The sequence below is a fragment of the Flavobacterium sp. Arc3 genome, from assembly GCF_041431375.1.
Lineage (GTDB): Bacteria > Bacteroidota > Bacteroidia > Flavobacteriales > Flavobacteriaceae > Flavobacterium.
This window is the reverse complement of record NZ_JASMRI010000014.1, coordinates 18636-37064: the sequence shown is the minus strand read 5'-3', so window position 1 is coordinate 37064 and position 18429 is coordinate 18636. Positions and strand designations below refer to the sequence as shown.

General features: G+C 33.2%; 16 protein-coding genes. 3 read left to right on the top strand and 13 right to left on the bottom strand.

Annotated features, from left to right (window positions below; all coding sequences use genetic code 11):
- Positions 1–184: 184 nt before the first annotated feature.
- Positions 185–691: a hypothetical protein gene (locus QO200_RS11545; RefSeq protein WP_371540181.1), complete on the top strand. Its 507-nt coding sequence runs from the start codon at positions 185–187 to the stop codon at positions 689–691.
- Between the two features lie 50 nt (positions 692–741).
- Here the strand turns inward: QO200_RS11545 and QO200_RS11540 are convergent, their stop codons facing one another.
- The 9 genes from QO200_RS11540 to QO200_RS11500 all read right to left on the bottom strand — a co-directional run bounded on the left by QO200_RS11540 (position 742) and on the right by QO200_RS11500 (position 11517).
- The gene (locus QO200_RS11540) at positions 742–1170 is read right to left on the bottom strand and encodes a protease complex subunit PrcB family protein (protein WP_371540178.1); all 429 of its coding nucleotides are present in this window, start codon (positions 1168–1170) and stop codon (positions 742–744) included.
- A gap of 27 nt (positions 1171–1197) precedes the next feature.
- Positions 1198–2367 (bottom strand): N-acetyl-alpha-D-glucosaminyl L-malate synthase BshA, encoded by a 1170-nt coding sequence (gene bshA, locus QO200_RS11535; RefSeq protein WP_371540175.1) that lies wholly within the window; start codon positions 2365–2367, stop codon positions 1198–1200.
- A gap of 99 nt (positions 2368–2466) precedes the next feature.
- Positions 2467–5469 (bottom strand): glycoside hydrolase family 3 N-terminal domain-containing protein, encoded by a 3003-nt coding sequence (locus tag QO200_RS11530; protein ID WP_371540173.1) that lies wholly within the window; start codon positions 5467–5469, stop codon positions 2467–2469.
- Between the two features lie 19 nt (positions 5470–5488).
- Complete coding sequence (locus QO200_RS11525) at positions 5489–5971, bottom strand: ABC transporter ATPase (protein ID WP_371540171.1); 483 nt, start codon at positions 5969–5971, stop codon at positions 5489–5491.
- A 48-nt stretch (positions 5972–6019) separates the two neighbouring features.
- On the bottom strand, positions 6020–6811 hold the full coding sequence (locus tag QO200_RS11520) for a (Fe-S)-binding protein (protein ID WP_371540168.1): 792 nt from the start codon (positions 6809–6811) through the stop codon (positions 6020–6022).
- Between the two features lie 81 nt (positions 6812–6892).
- Positions 6893–8230 (bottom strand): 4Fe-4S dicluster domain-containing protein, encoded by a 1338-nt coding sequence (locus QO200_RS11515; protein ID WP_371540163.1) that lies wholly within the window; start codon positions 8228–8230, stop codon positions 6893–6895.
- 5 nt (positions 8231–8235) lie between these two features.
- Positions 8236–9201, bottom strand: a complete 966-nt coding sequence (locus QO200_RS11510) for an MlaD family protein (protein WP_371540157.1) — start codon at positions 9199–9201, stop codon at positions 8236–8238.
- Between the two features lie 48 nt (positions 9202–9249).
- Positions 9250–10398: an N-acetylmuramoyl-L-alanine amidase gene (locus QO200_RS11505; protein WP_371540450.1), complete on the bottom strand. Its 1149-nt coding sequence runs from the start codon at positions 10396–10398 to the stop codon at positions 9250–9252.
- A gap of 81 nt (positions 10399–10479) precedes the next feature.
- Positions 10480–11517, bottom strand: coding sequence for an N-acetylmuramoyl-L-alanine amidase (locus QO200_RS11500; RefSeq protein ID WP_371540151.1), 1038 nt, complete (start codon positions 11515–11517; stop codon positions 10480–10482).
- Positions 11518–11596: 79 nt separating this feature from the next.
- On the opposite strand from QO200_RS11500, the gene QO200_RS11495 reads away from it, so the two are divergent.
- Both QO200_RS11495 and QO200_RS11490 read left to right on the top strand, forming a co-directional pair.
- Positions 11597–14350 carry a putative LPS assembly protein LptD gene (locus tag QO200_RS11495; RefSeq protein ID WP_371540144.1) on the top strand — a complete coding sequence of 918 codons (2754 nt, stop codon included), beginning with the start codon at positions 11597–11599 and terminating at the stop codon, positions 14348–14350.
- A gap of 63 nt (positions 14351–14413) precedes the next feature.
- A complete protein-coding gene (locus QO200_RS11490; RefSeq protein ID WP_371540137.1) occupies positions 14414–14794 on the top strand; it encodes a RidA family protein in 381 nt (126 codons plus the stop codon).
- Here the strand turns inward: QO200_RS11490 and QO200_RS11485 are convergent.
- The 4 genes from QO200_RS11485 to pfkA form a co-directional block, all read right to left on the bottom strand.
- On the bottom strand, positions 14775–15149 hold the full coding sequence (locus QO200_RS11485; protein ID WP_371540128.1) for a methylglyoxal synthase: 375 nt from the start codon (positions 15147–15149) through the stop codon (positions 14775–14777). The two genes, QO200_RS11490 and QO200_RS11485, sit on opposite strands and share 20 nt — an antisense overlap.
- Positions 15150–15153: 4 nt before the next feature.
- Complete coding sequence (locus QO200_RS11480; RefSeq protein WP_371540121.1) at positions 15154–16005, bottom strand: N-acetylglucosamine kinase; 852 nt, start codon at positions 16003–16005, stop codon at positions 15154–15156.
- 127 nt (positions 16006–16132) lie between these two features.
- The gene (gene gap, locus QO200_RS11475) at positions 16133–17137 is read right to left on the bottom strand and encodes a type I glyceraldehyde-3-phosphate dehydrogenase (protein ID WP_371540115.1); all 1005 of its coding nucleotides are present in this window, start codon (positions 17135–17137) and stop codon (positions 16133–16135) included.
- 77 nt (positions 17138–17214) lie between these two features.
- The gene (gene pfkA / locus QO200_RS11470; protein ID WP_371540106.1) at positions 17215–18201 is read right to left on the bottom strand and encodes a 6-phosphofructokinase; all 987 of its coding nucleotides are present in this window, start codon (positions 18199–18201) and stop codon (positions 17215–17217) included.
- Positions 18202–18429 lie beyond the last annotated feature (228 nt).

Here is an 18429-nt window from a genome sequence, read left to right as displayed (position 1 = left end):
TTAAAACAAATCATTAATTTAACAGTTTTTTAATAATCCATAAATGAACAATAAACCAATGGTAATCAATGTTTAAGACATAAATCAACAAAATTAAAAGTGTGAATTTTGAAACAATTAACAATTAAAATGTAAATTTTTCGCTCTTATTTCGTTGTAACTTTGCACCAACAAATATTTAACTATGAAAAAAATTATTTTATCTGCTTTTATGTTAATTGGATTAGCATTTAGCACACAGGCGCAAGACATCTCTAAAAATGCATTAGGTCTACGTTTGGGAGACAGTGGTGGTTTTGGAACTGAAATCACTTACCAAAGAGCTTTAGGAGATAACAACAGACTTGAACTTGATTTAGGTTGGAGAAGTAGAAAAGATTACAATAATAATGGTTACGATGACAACGCTATCAAACTTGCTGCTTTGTATCAATGGGTATGGAACATCGATGGTGGTTTCAACTGGTATGCTGGTGTAGGTGGTGGTTTAGGTAGTTATGGTTATGATGATAAAAACAACAATCATTACAACGATACATTTGCTTTTGCAGCAGGGGACATAGGAATTGAATATAACTTTGATATTCCTTTATTGATCTCTTTAGATTTTAGACCTGAATTTGGTGGAAGCGGTTACTACAAAAATAATTATGGTTCTGATATTGCTTTGGGTGTTAAATACCAATTCTAGTATTAAGCTGTTTATATAGAAAATGCCACTAGAGATAGTGGCATTTTTTTTTATTTAATAATAATTTCTTTTTTAGAATTAATCTTGACAACGCAAAACGGATAAGTGATAGCCTGAGTTACCATGGCTCCAGGATCTGGACTACTCTCTTTTACATTGATGATTATATTTTTTTCTGTTTCGGCAACACTTTCAATCGTTATTGAATAACCACCAGTATTTTTTTCCCCCATATTCAAAATGACAAAATTTGAGTTTTGAGCATCTACAGCAGTAATTTTATTCTTCAACTGCTTATCATTCTGCAACATTTTTATTTCATTTGGTTCCGTCAAAATCTCATAAAAATGAATATTTCCCCCTCCATCAGATTGTTGCGTCAGTATTTCAAACAAAGGTCTTTTTCCTGTTTCTTTTACAGCCTTCGCTCCGCAGGAAACTAACAAAAACACCATAAACAAAAAGCTTATTTTTTTCATTGGAATATTTTAAGTTGATTCAAAGAATTATTCCTTTTTTGATTGATTCAAAAATTTATTTTTTTTCGAATACTTCTTAATTGCCTTTTGATATAAGTCTACATACAATGGTAAAATATTTTTGATATCAAACTTCTTCGCGACAGACAATGCATTTTCTTTAAATTTTGACAGAACATGATTATCTCTTAAAATTTTCAACGCATTCTCAGCCATTTCATCCGTATTACCCACATCACTCAAGTAGCCTGAAATCCCTTGAAAATTTACTTCAGAAAGTCCTCCAGAATTACTCGATATCACTGGAACTCCCCATGCCATCGCTTCTAGTGCTGCCAGACCAAAACTTTCTGTTTCAGAAGGCAACAAAAATAAATCAGTGTAACTTAAAATCTTATCGATTTCATTACTGTTTCCAAAAAAGATTACTTTATCCGTAATGCCCAATTCCTGACATAGGTATTCTGCTTTTTCTTTTTCAGGACCATCACCTACCATCATTAATTTAGCAGGAATTTCCTGTTGAATTTTATGAAATATTTTGATTACATCAGGAATTCGTTTTACTTTTCTAAAATTACTGATATGTGTAATTATCCTTTCATCTTGATTTGCCATCACTGAACGGTGACATGGTATATTAGGATCTTGAATATTCTTATCTAACTCGATGAAATTAGGAATGACATGAATATCTTTTTTTATATTGAACAACTTATAAGTATCATCTTTCAAACTTTGAGAAACTGATGTCACCACGTCTGATTTGTTGATACTAAAACTTACTGCCGGTTTATAGAAAGGATGATTCCCAACTAAAGTAATATCTGTTCCATGAAGTGTAGTCACCATAGGGATTTCAATTCCTTCATCTTTCAGCATTTGCTTAGCCATATAACCCGCATATGCGTGAGGAATGGCGTAGTGCACATGCAGTACTTCTATTTTGTAAAGCTTAACCATATCGACCAGTTTACTCGACAGTGCTAATTCATAAGGTTGGTAGTGAAACAATGGATATTCAGGAACATTAACCTCGTGATAATGCACATTAGGATTTAACAATGCTAAACGAACGGGTTGACTGTAAGTAATGAAATGAACTTCATGGCCAAGGCGGGCTAATTCAAGCCCTAACTCTGTAGCGACAACTCCACTTCCTCCAAAGGTAGGGTAACAAACTATTGCAATTTTCATGTATATATTTTAATGTAACGAAATTAAGAAAAATAGGGACGCTATTTTTTAAAATGGTAAAAGAAATCTTTAATTAAACGTGTGCTTTGTATTAATGCATTATCGCTCAATTGCATCATATATTATTTCTTGAATGTCTTCTCGAATATTTTCTCTTGATAATTTATTCACTGAATCTCCGGGAAATGTTCTATTCGACAAGAAAATATAAACGATTTCTGTTTCTGGATCTGCCCAAGCCATTGTACCTGTAAATCCAGTATGTCCAAAACTAGTCATAGAAGCGCATCCGCAAGTGGGACCTTTGTCTCCTAACTGAGGTTTATCAAAGCCTACTCCCCTTCTATTACCTTCAGCACAAAAATAACAGGTATTGAAGTCATCAAATGTTTTCTCTGAGAAATATTGTCTGTTCCCGTAATTTCCCTTTTGTAAATACAGCTGCATTATTTTAGCAACATCCATACTATTTGAAAAAATTCCGGCATGTCCACCAATTCCACCTTCCATGGCAGCACCCATATCATGAACATATCCTTGTATGACCTGATGACGGAAATAAGTGTCAATTTCTGTTGGAGCAATTCTACTTTTAGCAACTCTTTGTAACGGATTGTACATCGTATTATTGGCGCCAAGCGGTTTATAAAAATTCTCTGTACTTAAAACATCTAATTTTCTCCCTGTAAGTTTTTCTAAATATTCTTTTAAAATAATAAACGTGAAGTCACTGTACCTGTATTTTTTTTGAGGAAGCAATTTAGTATCTGCAATCAACTTCATAATAGTGTCATGATAGTCATTTCTTAAAAAAAGACTATCAGCCACTTTTGTTGAAAAATGAGCTTCTGATACCTTCTTGTAATATTTATTCAACGGATCACCCTTTTTGTCTATAGTCGCTTTATAAAAAGGAAGCCAAGGTTGCAATCTCGCATAATGAGACAATAATTCCTTAAAGTGTATGTCTTGTTTATTTGAATTTTTAAATATAGGAAGCATAGAGTCTAATCTTGTTTCCATGTTTATTTTCTGTTGATCATATTGCAGCATTACATTGGGCAACGTTGATAATATTTTAGTTAAAGAAGCAACATCATATAAATCAGTATTGATAACTTTTGCATTCTTTTCATAAGTCTGATACCCAAACGACTTCTGATAAATCACTTTTCCTTTTCTTGCCACTAAAATCTGCATTCCTGGAGCCATCTTTCCATTGATTGCTTTTTGTGCTACTACTTCAATTTTATTTAAAATTAAAGGATTCATTCCCACGTTTTCTGGTGCTGTAAATCCCAAAACATTTAATTTCTCTGTCGAAAGTCCGAAATTAGCAACGAAATCACTCGTGACAGTCACTGGTAATTTACCTTTGGCCTCAATAGCTCCAAAGATTAATTCAGAAGAAACTTCTTGCGCAATCGGACTGTTTTGATACGAAAGCACTACGCCTTTGATATCATTAAAACTTTCTAAGGGTATCAGAGCGTAAGGAGACGCAAAAACATCTAGTATTACCTTATTATTTTTAGATAGAAATGCCAGCTTTTTTAATTCTGCCGGGGTAAAATCATAATTTTTCCAAGGGGAATCAGAAGTATGATAGCCTACAATGACCTTAGTAAATTTATTTAGTTTCAACTGTAAACTGTCTAAATTAGAATCTGAAATTTCAGTAACCTCTGTGTACTTTTTTAAGGTAGCGACAAACCGACTATTCGTAGCATCACCAATTTTTACATATGCTATTTTTTCATTTTCCAAATCCTTTATTGGTAATATAGCCTCTTCATTCTTTAATACTGTCAATGCATTTTCATACAGTTCATATTGTAACGCGTCGTTTTTAGAGGAGTTAAGATCTGCAACTAAATGATCAGTAACAATGGGTTTAAAGTTATTAAGCCCTGAAATGTATTTGTATTTTAAAATTTTCTTTACAGAATATTCTAATCTTTTTTCATTAAATAAAGAATCTTGATAAGCCTTTGTCAAGGTCTCTATGGCCAAAGGAACATTCTCTGGAAACAATAAAATATCATTTCCCGCTAAAAATGCCTCTAAGTCAATTTCTCCTGGTTTCTTGTAATTGCTAGCTGCTTTCATATTCAAAGCATCCGTAAAAATCAACCCTTTAAAACCTAACTCTTTTTTTAAAATAGTAGTCACTACATTATAAGAAATCGAAGAAGGGTAATTAGGTCTAGACTCCAAACTAGGAACATTCAAATGAGCGACCATTACCGAAGAAAGCCCCTCTTTAAACATTTGCTTGTAAGGGTAAAACTCCATTATTTCTAATCTTTCTTTAGAAAAACTGACAGTAGGTAGTGCTTTGTGCGAATCAGTTTCAGTATCTCCATGCCCTGGGAAATGTTTTCCTGTAGCAAAAATTCCTTTATGCTGAAGTCCTTTCATCAAGGCTATAGCTCTTGTAGTCACATTATACTTGTCTTCACCAAAAGAACGAAAACCAATTATAGGGTTTTTGGGGTTCGTATTTATGTCTAATACGGGACCAAAATTAAATTGTATCCCTAAAAGTTTACTTTGTTCTCCAATTTGGGTTCCCATCTTTTCAATCAGCTTCATATCCTGAACTGCTCCAAGAGTCATATTCCAAGGATAGGTATAGGTCGAATCTAAACGCATACTCAGCCCCCATTCAGCATCATTTCCTATAAATAATGGGATTTTTGATTGTGCTTGAAATCTATTTATTAGTTTCGCTTGTCTAACGGGACCTCCTTGAAAGAAAATTAATCCACCAACTTTTGAATCTAATATTAATCTTTCGACAGCATTTACATGAGCATTGTCTTTATTAGAATAAGCAGCAACCATAAACAATTGCCCTAAACGTTCCTCAAAAGTCATACTTGTATAGACACTATCCACCCATTTCTTACGCTCCGTAAATAGAGCAATAGGTTCCTGGATCGTATCTGTATCCAAAGAATTGTCTACTATATACTCCTCATCCACCGTAGGAATATGTGCAAATTTAACTTTTGACTCATTCTTTTTTGTAGTACTACAACTGGCTACAAAAAAAAATAAGACATACAGAAATAAGTTTCTAATGTCTTTATTTTTCATTAAAGTATAATTTAATAATTTAGAAAAAACGGCTATGCCAGCTATCGATAGCCGGGACTTCCCATGACTCATTATATTCCTGAATATTGTTGATTAGGTTATTAAAAACAATAGTATTTTCAGTAACGGCTTTGTCTTTTACCATTTTTTTAAAGTCTATCAATGGCTTATGAGCGATATGTTCTCCTAGTTTAAAAGTCACATTCATTTTGTCCAATAGATCAACATTGTATTTCTTTTCCAGAGATTGGATAAATTCAACAGACGAATCTATTGAACAACCAGTTGCTGCCTGCACATCTTGATCTACAGCTAGAATAATAAATCTATTGTATTTTAATTGATATGAAGAAACTAAACTTGTCCCATGTGCAGCCCAATTTTCTAAAAACCCCTGCAAAGCAGTTTCAATTTCAGAAAACTCCGCATCCGAAAACTTTCTATTCGCTTGATAAATCCAGATTTTGGATTCTTCCGGTAAATCTTCAAATGGTACGTACATTTTTTTTTTATTTTTAAATTTCGAATTTTAGATATTAACTCTAAAGTTCTATAAATCTTGAGCATTTGCTATTAATTCAGCAATGTCCATCACTTTTACATCACCTTCTTTTTCTTTATTTTTAATACCATCCGTCAACATAGTATTACAAAATGGGCAACCCGCTGCAATTATTTCTGGTTGGGTCTCTAATGCATCTTCTGTTCTTTCAACATTAATCTCCTTGTTTCCTGGCTCTGCATCTTTAAACATTTGAGCACCTCCAGCCCCACAACATAAGCCATTTGAACGAGAACGTTTCATCTCTACTAATTCGGCATCCAGTTTTTGAATCAACTCTCTAGGCGCTTCATAAACATTATTAGCTCTTCCTAAATAGCATGGATCGTGAAAAGTAATTTTCTTTCCTTTAAATTGTCCCCCTTCGATTGTCAGTCTTCCGTCATCTAGTAATGATTTCAAGAATTCAGTATGATGTACTACCTCGTATTTACCACCCAATTCAGGATATTCATTTTTCAAAGTATTAAAACAATGCGGACAAGCCGTTACAATTTTCTTGGCTTCATACGCATTCAGAACTTCAATGTTCATCATCGCTTGCATTTGAAACAAGAACTCATTTCCTGCTCTTTTTGCTGGATCACCAGTACAACTTTCTTCGGTACCAAGTACTGCAAAAGGAACGTTTGCACGATTTAAAATTCGTACAAATGCCTTTGTTATTTTTTTTGCTCTATCATCAAAACTACCTGCACAACCTACCCAAAACAATACTTCAGGTTGTTTTCCTTGAGCTAGCATTTCCGCCATTGTTGGCACTATTAAATTCTCTGACATTTGTTGTTTTTTTATTCAGTTAGTTCACTAACCGGTTATTTGACAAGTGGTTAAATAAATAACCAACTAAAATTTACAAAATTAATTTTCGTTTTTCCAATTCAATCTATCTTGCTGATTGTACTGCCATGGTGCTCCATTATTTTCAATATTTGTCATCATCGCATTTAAAGGCATTGGTGCTGCACTTTGCTCCATAACTAGGTAACGACGCATATCCATAATGATAGATAACGGACTAATATTTACCGGACACTCTTCTACACATGCATTACAAGAAGTACAAGCCCAAAGTTCCTCTGGAGTAATATAATCATTGAGTAATGTTTTGTTATCTGGAATAAAAACACCTTTATTGGCATCAATATTTTTTCCTACCTCTTCCATTCTATCTCGAGTATCCATCATGATTTTACGAGGCGATAGTTTCTTACCTGTTATATTTGCAGGACAAGAAGAAGTACATCGACCACACTCAGTACAAGTGTATGCATTTAACAACTGTACCCAATTCAAATCCTGAATATCGCTGGCTCCAAACTTAGCTGGAACTTCACCCTCTGCAGGAGGCGGCGCAGCAGCAAACGGATCAGCATTAGGATCCATCATCATTTTAACTTCTTTAGTTACTGCTTCTAAATTATCAAACTGTCCTTGTGGATTTAAATCTGCAAAATACGTGTTTGGAAACGCCAATAAGATGTGCAGGTGTTTTGAAAAATACAAATAGTTCATGAAAATTAAAATCCCGATAATATGCAACCACCAAGAAGCTTCAAAAATTAGCATCACTAACTCATTTGACATTCCGTTAAATAACGGTTCGATAAATTGGCTAATAGGAAAAGAACCTGCTACTATAAAATGAGAAAAGCCTCCGGGTACATTTTGCAAATGTAAATCAGTTGCGTTCATTAATAAGAACAAGGTCATCAAGACTACTTCAAAATAAAGAATATAATTAGCATCGTTTTTCGGGAAGCCTGTTAAATCTTTATTGATGAATCGTTTTAATTTTATGACATTTCTTCTAATCCAGAAAACACTAACTGCAATCAATACTAAAACTGCCAATATTTCAAATGATGCAATTAACACATCATATGTAGCACCTAAAAAAGCAAAAACTCGGTGGGTACCGAATAAACCGTCAATAATAATTTCCAATAATTCAATATTGATAATTATAAAACCTAAATACACCACAATATGAAGTGCTCCAGCTACGGGTCTTTTTACCATTTTTGACTGCCCTAATGCAATCATAGCCATGTTTTTCCAGCGGGCGCTAGGATTATCTTTTCTATCTACGTCTATACCAAGATTGATGTTTCTTCGTATTTTTTTTATGCTAGCAAAAAAATAACCAAACCCGATAATTAATAATAGGGCAAATAAAATATTGTCTAAATAGCTCATAATTGCTAGTTTTTTTCTTTTGAAATAGTGTCGGTTTCAGGTGCTTTATACGGTTTGTTTTTCTTACCAAAAAGAGAAACATTTACATATCGTGTTGGATAAAGTCTCACATCTTGCAGCAAGAGCTCTAATTCTTTTGAAGTTTTGGATAAGTTGTTATACAATGCATCATCATTCAACAATTTACCCATTGTACCATTTCCAGATTCTAATCCTTTCATAATACCATCCACTTTTGCCAATGTATTATTTAGATTTCTCACTGTTTTACCTAAGTCAGCTTTACTTAACGAATCTGAAATTTTAGAAAAATTACCAGATATCTTATTGAAATTAGTTACAACTCCTTTTACTTGAGTTTTATTTTCATCCAATATAGTATTCATAGTCAGTGAAGCTTTATGAAACTGTTCCATAGTCTGGCTTAATTCAGATAAACTTTTTCTCAAGTCTTCTTGCGATTTTTTATCTAAAACGTTATTAACACCAGTGATTAGCAAATCGGCATTAGCCATAATCTTATCTAATTTCTCCTGAAGAGGAACTAATTTCTCCCCTACTTTATCAGTTAGTCCCAATCGAATTTCTCCTTTCAGTTTTTCACCACTTAAGGCTACTGACTTGTCATCAAAATTAGGTACTATAGCAATTTGCTTTCCAGCAATAAAACCAGGCTCATAAATTGTAGCTATACTTGTCCTTGAAATAGGAAAATCAGACTTGATTTGTAGTTCTACTAACAAATTACCTGTATTTTCATCAATTGTAATTTGTGCTACTCTCCCTATTTCCAAACCATTGAGCGTAACGGGCGCTGAGGATGTCAATCCTTCCACTGTTTTGTATTCAACATACAGTGTTTTGTAGCTACTTAAGAGATCTCTCCCTTTTAAGAAACTGTATCCCCAAATAAATAATAATATCGATGCAATTACTAAAACTGCCGTTTTGATTTCTCGTGTTAATTTCAAAATGTAAGTATTTTGTACAAATTTAATATAAAATAACTGAACTTCTTATTATTTAATCGCTTCTTGAATGCTTATCTTTTTTCCATTCTTAAAAGCGATCAAAAAGGCAGAGTTATACCCTTTTGCCTTAGCTTCCTCCAGAAGATTCTTAGATTCATCATAATCAGGAGTTTCACCGTACATATACTTATAGACATTGTTCTCATTGTCCATAGATATATTTTTTAATCCTTTAAAATTTCTAGGTTGTAAATCCATCTTTCTACCACTTGCAGAAATTTGTACTTTGAAAATAACCTTAGCACTATCTTGTTTTGCAGCTACTGTACTTGATTTTGTTTTAACTGGCGTTCCATTATCAACAACAGTACTTTCAACATTTTTTTGTGAAGGCCTAACTTCAGAAGTTTCTGCACCACCGGTTCCGTAATATTCGTTTTTATAACCAATTATTGCATTCGCAATAGCACCTGCAATTTCATTTTGCCCTTCTTCTGAATCTAATCTATTTCCCTCAGCATAGTTAGAGATAAAACCCATCTCAATCAAAACTCTAGGCATATATGCTTTATGTAATACCATAAAAGGAGCTTGTTTAACCCCTCCCCCACGAACTCTCTTTCCTAAGCCTTCAAATTCATTTTCAATTTTACTAGCCAACGAAATGCTATTATCCAAATATTCTTCCTGCATCAACGTCATTCCGATCATTGTTTCAGGAGAGTTAGGATCAAAACCTTCATATTTTCTTTTGTAATCCTTCTCTAATGTAATTACAGAGTTCTCCTTCTTAGCCGCCTCAAGATTTGAAGCAATTTTGTTCATACCCATTACGTAGGTTTCTGTACCATCGGCAGCAGTATTTCTATTGGCATTACAGTGAATAGAAACAAAAACATTAGCATTTGCTCTATTTGCAATATTAGCCCTTTCTACTAGGTCAACAAAAATATCCGTCTTTTTTGTATAGATAACATCTACTTTAGAATTTGCTTCCAACAACCTACCCACTTTAAGAACAACCGCCAAAGCAATATTTTTTTCGACATGTCCATTATAAACAGCGCCAAAATCATGACCGCCATGACCTGCGTCTAGAGTAACTTTAAAGTTACTATTTTGACCATATGAAAGGCTACTAATCAAAAAGGAAAGAAATAATAACACTTTTAAAGCATTATCATTATTACTATTTATCAATTTCAAAATTTATTTATTTTTTACAAATTTAATTATTCTTCTTAACAACATCAAAACTATTAAGCTAAGACTTTGATCTTAATTAGACGGAACTACAAATGCGTCAGTATACCCCACCATTTGAGCCTCTAATTGCATTTTATTTGCTTCTTCTAGATTAGAAGTTTCTCCATAAGTGTATCTATATATTCCATTTTCATATGTACTTGATATATTGTTTAATCCCTTAAAGTTACTAGATATTAACGGTAAATTTTTAGAACTTGCTATAAGTTGTACTTTATATATAGTTGTATTACTTGAAGCTACTCCATTACTTTGAACAGCGATATCAGTAATTGCTGCCGTTCCAAAATATTTTTTTTTGTATTCTACTATTGCAGTTGCGATTTGCAGAGCCATTTGGTCTTGCCCTTCATCTGAATTTAAAAACTCACCTTCCTCTCTATTCGATAAAAAACCAAGTTCAATTAAAACACTAGGCATATAAACAGCATCTAAAACCCATAGTGGTTGCTGCTTTATACCCCTCGAATTTCTTTTTAAATTATTTGTGAAATTATTCTGAATCTCAGTCGCTAAAATAATACTGTTATTTAGATTCTCTTCTTGTAAAATCGTCAACCCAATTAAAGATTCTGGTTTATTTGGGTCAAATCCCTGATATGTATCTTTAAAATTATCCTCTAATAAAATCACAGAATTTTCTCTTTTAGCTACTTCTAAATTTAAATCACTTCGAGACAAACCCATTACAAAAGTTTCGGTTCCATAAGGCTGAAAACTTTTTACTGAATTACAATGAATGGAAACAAATAAATTAGCATTCGCTTTATTAGCGATCTTAGGTCTATTAGCTAATTCAATAAAAACGTCAGTGGTTCTAGTATAAATAACTTTAAAACCAGCAACTTTTTCTAAAAACCCACCCACCTTAAGAGTAGTTTTGAGCGAAATGTCTTTTTCACTATACCCATGATAAGAATTACCTGGGTCTTTACCACCATGACCCGCATCAAGTATTACGGTGAAATTTTGATCGTTTTGAGAAAATACAAACGTATTGCTAAGCAGTATTAAAGTCGTAATCAAAAAACTATAATAATTGAATTTCATATGTTAAAGTTAATTTTATTGGAACAGTAGCACTTAATTTTTTTATTTGATTATTTTTGCCAACAAATAATCTGTAAGTTTGACACTTCAAAAAACAGGCCATAATTTTACAAAAATAGCATTTAAACCTTTGCAGACAAACTTATTTAATATCGTTTTAGCATCATTTTTCCTAACAATGGGATGTGCCAATTTATATTCTCAAGATATACCTAAAAAAACGACCGTCATAACTCCTAAAAAGCAGGCAGATAGTTCTTCCCTAGTCATTAATAAGAACAACGCGTCTATTTTAGCCCTAAAAAAGGAAACAGATACGCTGCAAAAAAAAGATACTATTAAACCTAAAAAAGCCTTTCTTGATGGCAAGGTTAGATATAAGGCAGACAAATACGCCAGGATAGATCAAAAGAAAAAACTGATCACTTTATACGACAAAGCAGAGCTTTATTACCAAGATGTTGAATTAACGGCTGGAATAATCGTTATGGATTACGAGAAAAACGAGGTTTATGCTGGAAGAATAAAAGATTCTACAGGAAAATACACCCAATATCCCCACTTTAAGCAAGGAACAAACGAAGTAGAACCTGATTCTATTCGCTTTAATTTTAAAACACAAAAAGCTTTAATTTGGAATTCAAGATCAGAACAGGGAGAATTTAGGATAAAAGCTGCTATTACTAAAAAAGAAAATGATTCCGTTTACTTTTTAAAAGGTGCACGATTCACAACATCAACGAACGTTGATAATCCTGAATATTATTTTCAAACTAACAAAGTAAAATTCATTCCTGGAAAAAAGGTAATTACAGGCTTAACAAATTTAGTTATTGCCGATGTTCCCACGCCTATAGCATTACCCTTTGCTTACTTCCCTCTTAGCAAAGAGACTAGTATCTCTGGAATAATATTACCTAGCTATAGTGACTCTAACACAAGAGGTTTCTCCTTACAAAATGGAGGATACTATTTTGCTTTAAGTGATAATTACGACTTAACTGTATTAGGAGATTATTACACCAATGGTAGTTACGGTATGCGTTTTGAGTCCTCTTATGCAAAACGATACGCTTACAGAGGTAATATCAATTTTAGATATGAAAACTTAATCACGAGCGAGAGAGGCTACCCTGATTATGCTAAACAAAAAATTTATAACATTCAATGGTCTCATTCTAGAGATACTAAAGCTAGTCCAAATTCAAATTTCTCGGCATCTGTAAATCTTGGAAGTAGCAAGTATTTTCAGCAATCGATAAATCAGGCTAATATTGGGTCTAATCTTAACAACACCCTAAGTTCCTCGATTTCCTATTCGAAAACATTCGAAACAGTTCCGCAAGTAAGAATGTCTTTATCTGCGACCCACTCACAGAACACGCAAACTGAAGTTATTAATATGACCTTACCCACTCTTCAACTTAGTGTGGATCGAATTTATCCTTTTGTTGGAAAAGACGGTATCAAAAAAGGTTTTTTCAAAAACATCAATTTACAATATAATTTAAACGGTCGAAATACAATTACTACCACTGATTCACTTTTTTTCAAATCAGAAATGTTTAGAGATGCGCAGTTAGGAGTACAACATAGTATTCCTATAAGTACTAACTTTAAATTGTTTAAATATTTTAGTGCTTCTACCTCTGTAAATTATGAAGAAGTATGGTATGCAAAAACAATTGAGAGAAGCTATGATAACGACCAAAGTGCAGTAGTAGATAAAACCATAAACGGTTTTGATGCTTATAGAACGTATTCTTTTTCATCAAGTGTAGGTACCACAATTTATGGTACTTTTAATTTTGGCGATGACAAAAAAATAAAATCAATCAGACACGTCATGAGACCTTCTGTTTCTTATGGTTATACGCCAAGTTTCGAAAAATACTACGACACTTACGCTACTGACGCTACTGGAACAATTACAAAGCAATATTCTCGTTTTGAAGGTGGAATCTTTGGAGCGCCAGGACTAACCAACTCTAACACGCTTGGATTTGATTTAAGCAATACATTTGAAGCAAAAGTGACTGATAAAGACAGCACTAAAGTAGAACCAAAAAAAATAATGTTGCTAAACAATTTAAATCTATCAACTAGTTACAATTTAGATGCAGACGGAATAACAACACTTGCCTGGTCACCAGTTCGTGTTAGTGGCGGAACACAATTGTTTGCCAATAAAATGAACGTCAACTTTGGCGCTACCTTAGACCCGTATGCCATTGATAATTCAGGAACTAGAATAGCTACATATAATATTAATAACGGTGGTAGTTTATTTAGAATGACAAGCGCTAATATGACTTTGAACTATTCCTTATCCAGTAAAGAAAAGGACAAAAACAAAAATAAAAAAAACGAACAAAGTGAGAGAAACGGAGGGCGTGAAGATGATCTCTTTGGTTCGACCACTGCTTTAAACGACGTTCGTAAAAGTCAGTTTGACGGCACTGAAGAAGCAGGAGAAGATAAAATTTCAGAATTCTTTAGCTCAAAATTACCTTGGGATATGACATTTGCCTATTCTCTAACGTACGGAAACACTAACCGTGAGAAACAAATTATCGGAAATTCAATAATGATTTCAGCCAATGCTGACTTGACTCCAAAATGGAAAGCAGGAATATCTACCGGGTATGATTTTGTACAAAACGGAGTTACCTTTACACAACTGCGTTTTGAGCGCGATTTATTGAGTTGGAGAATGGATTTCAATTGGACACCTTTTGGAACAAATGCCAACTGGGGATTCTTTATCGGAATAAAATCAGGTGTATTAAGCGATATCAAGTGGGATAAACGAAGTACAAATACATCACGTTAATTCGTAAGTACCCTCTAATAGTTTCATTGATAATAATTTATTAGAAACCTAAAAACCATTTTTATGAAAAAGATAATTTTCACAGACAAAGCTCCCGCACCGATAGGCCCTTACAATCAAGCAGTTCTTAAAGGAGACACACTTTATGCTTCTGGGCAAATTGCTATCAATCCCGCGACAGGAGAGCTAGTATTAGACACGATTGAAGCAGAAACAGAACAAGTGATGCTAAATATGAAAGCAGTACTTGATGAGGCTGGAATGACTTTTGAAAATATAGTTAAGACCACCATATTCATCATGGACATGAATGATTTTGCTAAAATAAACAGCGTTTACGCTACTTATTTCAATGAAAAAACCGCTCCAGCTCGTGAAACGGTTCAAGTGGCTTGTTTGCCAAAAAATGTAAATGTCGAAATTTCTATGATTGCAATTCTATAGCTTTTAATAGCAGTTGAGCAGTTGCTTCGTTTGTAGCTATTGGCACATTGTGTACATCACACACTCGAAGCAACATATTTATATCTACTTCATGAGCATGACTAGCCAATGGATCTTTGAAAAACAAAACCATTTTTGTTTTTCCCTCGGCTACTCTCGCTGCAATTTGCGCATCACCACCCATAGGTCCTGAAAGCATCTTTTTTACCTTAAATCCCGCTTTTTCAGCCTTACTTCCAGTAGTTCCAGTTGCAATTAGTTTTATTTTAATGTGTTGTAATAGCGCTGTGTTTTTATTCAAAAACTGAACCATATCCGCTTTTTTTCCATCATGGGCAATTATAGCAATTTCCATAGTTCTATTTATTTAAAATATGATAGGCAATTAGGCCGTCAATAGGTCGTCTAAGAACATTACCAAGTTTCAAATCGTATTTATCAAAAGTTTCTTGTAATTCATCTTTCAAATAGAAAGCAATAGAACCTACAAAGTTCACTTGTACTTCTTTGCAGTTATCATATTGTTTGATATAATTTTTCACAAAAGACTTCATTCCTTTAAAGATGATTTTTCTACAGAATTCAGTATCCTTATGCTGAATTAAAAACTTTGCAAAAGTGGCTAAATAAGCATTTGGGTTGTCTTCTTTATATAATTTACTTTTAATAAAGTCAGGATCTACATTGTATTCCTTTTCAAATTCTACAGCCAATTCTTTGGGCATTTTATTGAAATAATATTTACGTATTAATTCTTTCCCAAAAACATTACCACTACAATCATCCATGATTATATATCCTAATGACTGTACTTTTTGATGCAGTTCTTTTCCGTCAAAATAGCTACAATTAGAACCAGTTCCTAAAATAGAAACAATTGCTTTTTGCCCCTTAGGCGTAGTTGCATAAACTGCTGCATAAGTATCTTCTTCAACAGAAACAATTGCATTAGTAAAATAACTTTGAAAAGCTTGTGATAGATTTAATTTCATTCTATCTGTTCCACAACCTGCACCATAAAAAAACAAATGAGTAGCCGTTTTTTTACTTTGAACAATATCAAAACGGTCATTTAGACGTTCAATAATCTGTTCATTTTCAAGAATTTCAGGGTTTAACCCCAAGGTTTGTGTGGTAAACAATACTTTTCCATTATCATCTATTGCAATCCAATCCGCTTTTGTCGAACCACTGTCAACTATTAATCTCATTTCTGTTGGTTTTTTGGTTATCTTTTATCTCCTAAACCTAGTAAAGTTTTGGTTTAGTACAATTAATCTCTAAAAATAAAAAAAAATCCCGTTTAAAAATTAAAAACGGGATTTTATTATAGTAAGATTATTTTAATCCTGTAATATGTACAGATAAGTCAATTAATTTACTAGAGTAACCATATTCATTATCATACCAAGAGATGATTTTGAAGAAAGTAGAGTTCAAACCAATTCCTGCATTAACATCAATAATAGAAGTTCTAGAATCACCAACAAAATCTTGAGAAACAACTAAATCTTCAGTATATCCTAAGATACCTTTCATTGTAGTTTCAGAAGCTGTTTTCAGTGCAGCCATAATTTCTTCGTAAGAAGTTTCTTTTGCTACTTTTACAGTTAAATCTACTGCAGATACATCTGTTGTAGGAACACGGAAAGCCATACCAGTTAATTTTCCATTCAATTCTGGAATTACTTTTCCAACTGCTTTTGCAGCACCTGTAGAAGATGGGATGATATTAACAGAAGCAGCACGACCACCTCTCCAGTCTTTTCTAGAAGGACCATCAGTAGTCATTTGTGTAGAAGTCGTAGCGTGAACTGTAGTCATTAAAGCTTCAACAATTCCGAAGTTATCATTAATAACTTTAGCTAGTGGAGCTAAACAGTTTGTAGTACAAGATGCATTAGAAACTACTAAGTCAGAAGCTTTAGCTTCAGTATGGTTTACTCCCATTACAAACATTGGAGCATCAGCAGAAGGAGCAGAAATTACTACCTTCTTAGCACCACCTTTAATGTGCTCATTTGCAGTTTCAACAGTTGTGAAAAAACCAGTACATTCAGCAACAACATCAACATCTACTTCATTCCATTTCAAATCTGCTGGATTTCTTTCTGCAGTAACACGGATATTTTTTCCGTTTACAAAAAGTTGTCCTTCTTTCACTTCAACAGTTCCATTAAAACCACCGTGAACTGAATCATATTTTAACAAGTAAGCTAAGTGATCAACATCTAATAAATCGTTGATTGCTACTACCTCTACATTATCTCTATTAAAAGACTCTCTAAAAACAATTCTTCCAATTCTTCCAAAACCGTTTATTCCTAATTTTACTTTTGACATCTTAATTAATTTTTTTGTTTATTTTATTGTAATTTTCATTTAAAGTCTAATTTCCTCACAATAAACTTCATTCTTATTTATGTTGACATAATATCAGAGACTCTAAGCAACTCTCTGTCTATTTCAGTCTTTCCTTTTATAGCTTGTTCTAAAGGTGTTAATACAACAGTATCGTTTTGTAATCCAACCATGTAATTTGATTTCCCTTCTAATAGTGACTCAACTGCCTTCACGCCTAACCTACTAGCTAAAACTCGATCAAAACAAGATGGAGAACCACCACGTTGCATGTGACCTAAAACAGAAACTCTAACATCATACTCAGGTAAATTTGCATCAACGTAATCTTTTAATTCAAATACATTTTTACCAATTTTATCCCCTTCTGCAATAACAACAATACTAGATGATTTTCCTGAAGCCTTACTTTTTTGTAACGATTCTAACAATCGATCCAATCCTAAATTTTCTTCTGGAATAAGTATTTCCTCTGCTCCTGCTCCAATACCAGCATTCAAAGCAATGTGTCCCGCATCTCTTCCCATAACTTCGACAAAAAATAGTCTATTATGTGAACTTGCAGTATCTCTAATTTTATCAATTACTTCAACTACTGTGTTTAAAGCGGTATCGTATCCTAAAGTATGACTTGTCCCAAATATGTCATTATCAATAGTTCCTGGAATACCCATTACTGGGAAATTAAATTCAGCATTAAATATCATGCCTCCTGTAAATGTTCCGTCTCCTCCAATTACTACCAAAGCATCTATTCCAGCTTTTACAAGATGGTCATGTGCTTTTTTTCTTCCTTCTGGAGTTCTAAATTCAAGAGAACGAGCTGATTTTAAAACTGTCCCTCCTTTATTTACAATGTTATTCACACTACGAGGTCCCATTTCTTTGAAGTCTCCTTCAATCATTCCTTGATACCCTCTATAAATCCCTATACATTCTATGTTATGATAAGCACAAGTTCGAACGACTGATCGAATAGCAGCATTCATTCCAGGTGAATCACCACCCGAAGTAAGTACACCTACTTTTTTTATTGTTTTTGGCATTATTTAAGTATTAAAGCGTAAAATTAGCAAACATAATGCACTTTTAGCGTTATGTTTTTACTAAATTAGTTAACTAAACTAAATTCAAACGTTTTCGTTAATAAGTTTTCGAAAAATCATAAAAAACGCCCTTTTTTTTAATAAAAGTTAATTTTTTTAAATATTATATGATAATTAACTATTATTTAGCACAAATAGTAGGTTTAGCACATGAATTACAAAATAACT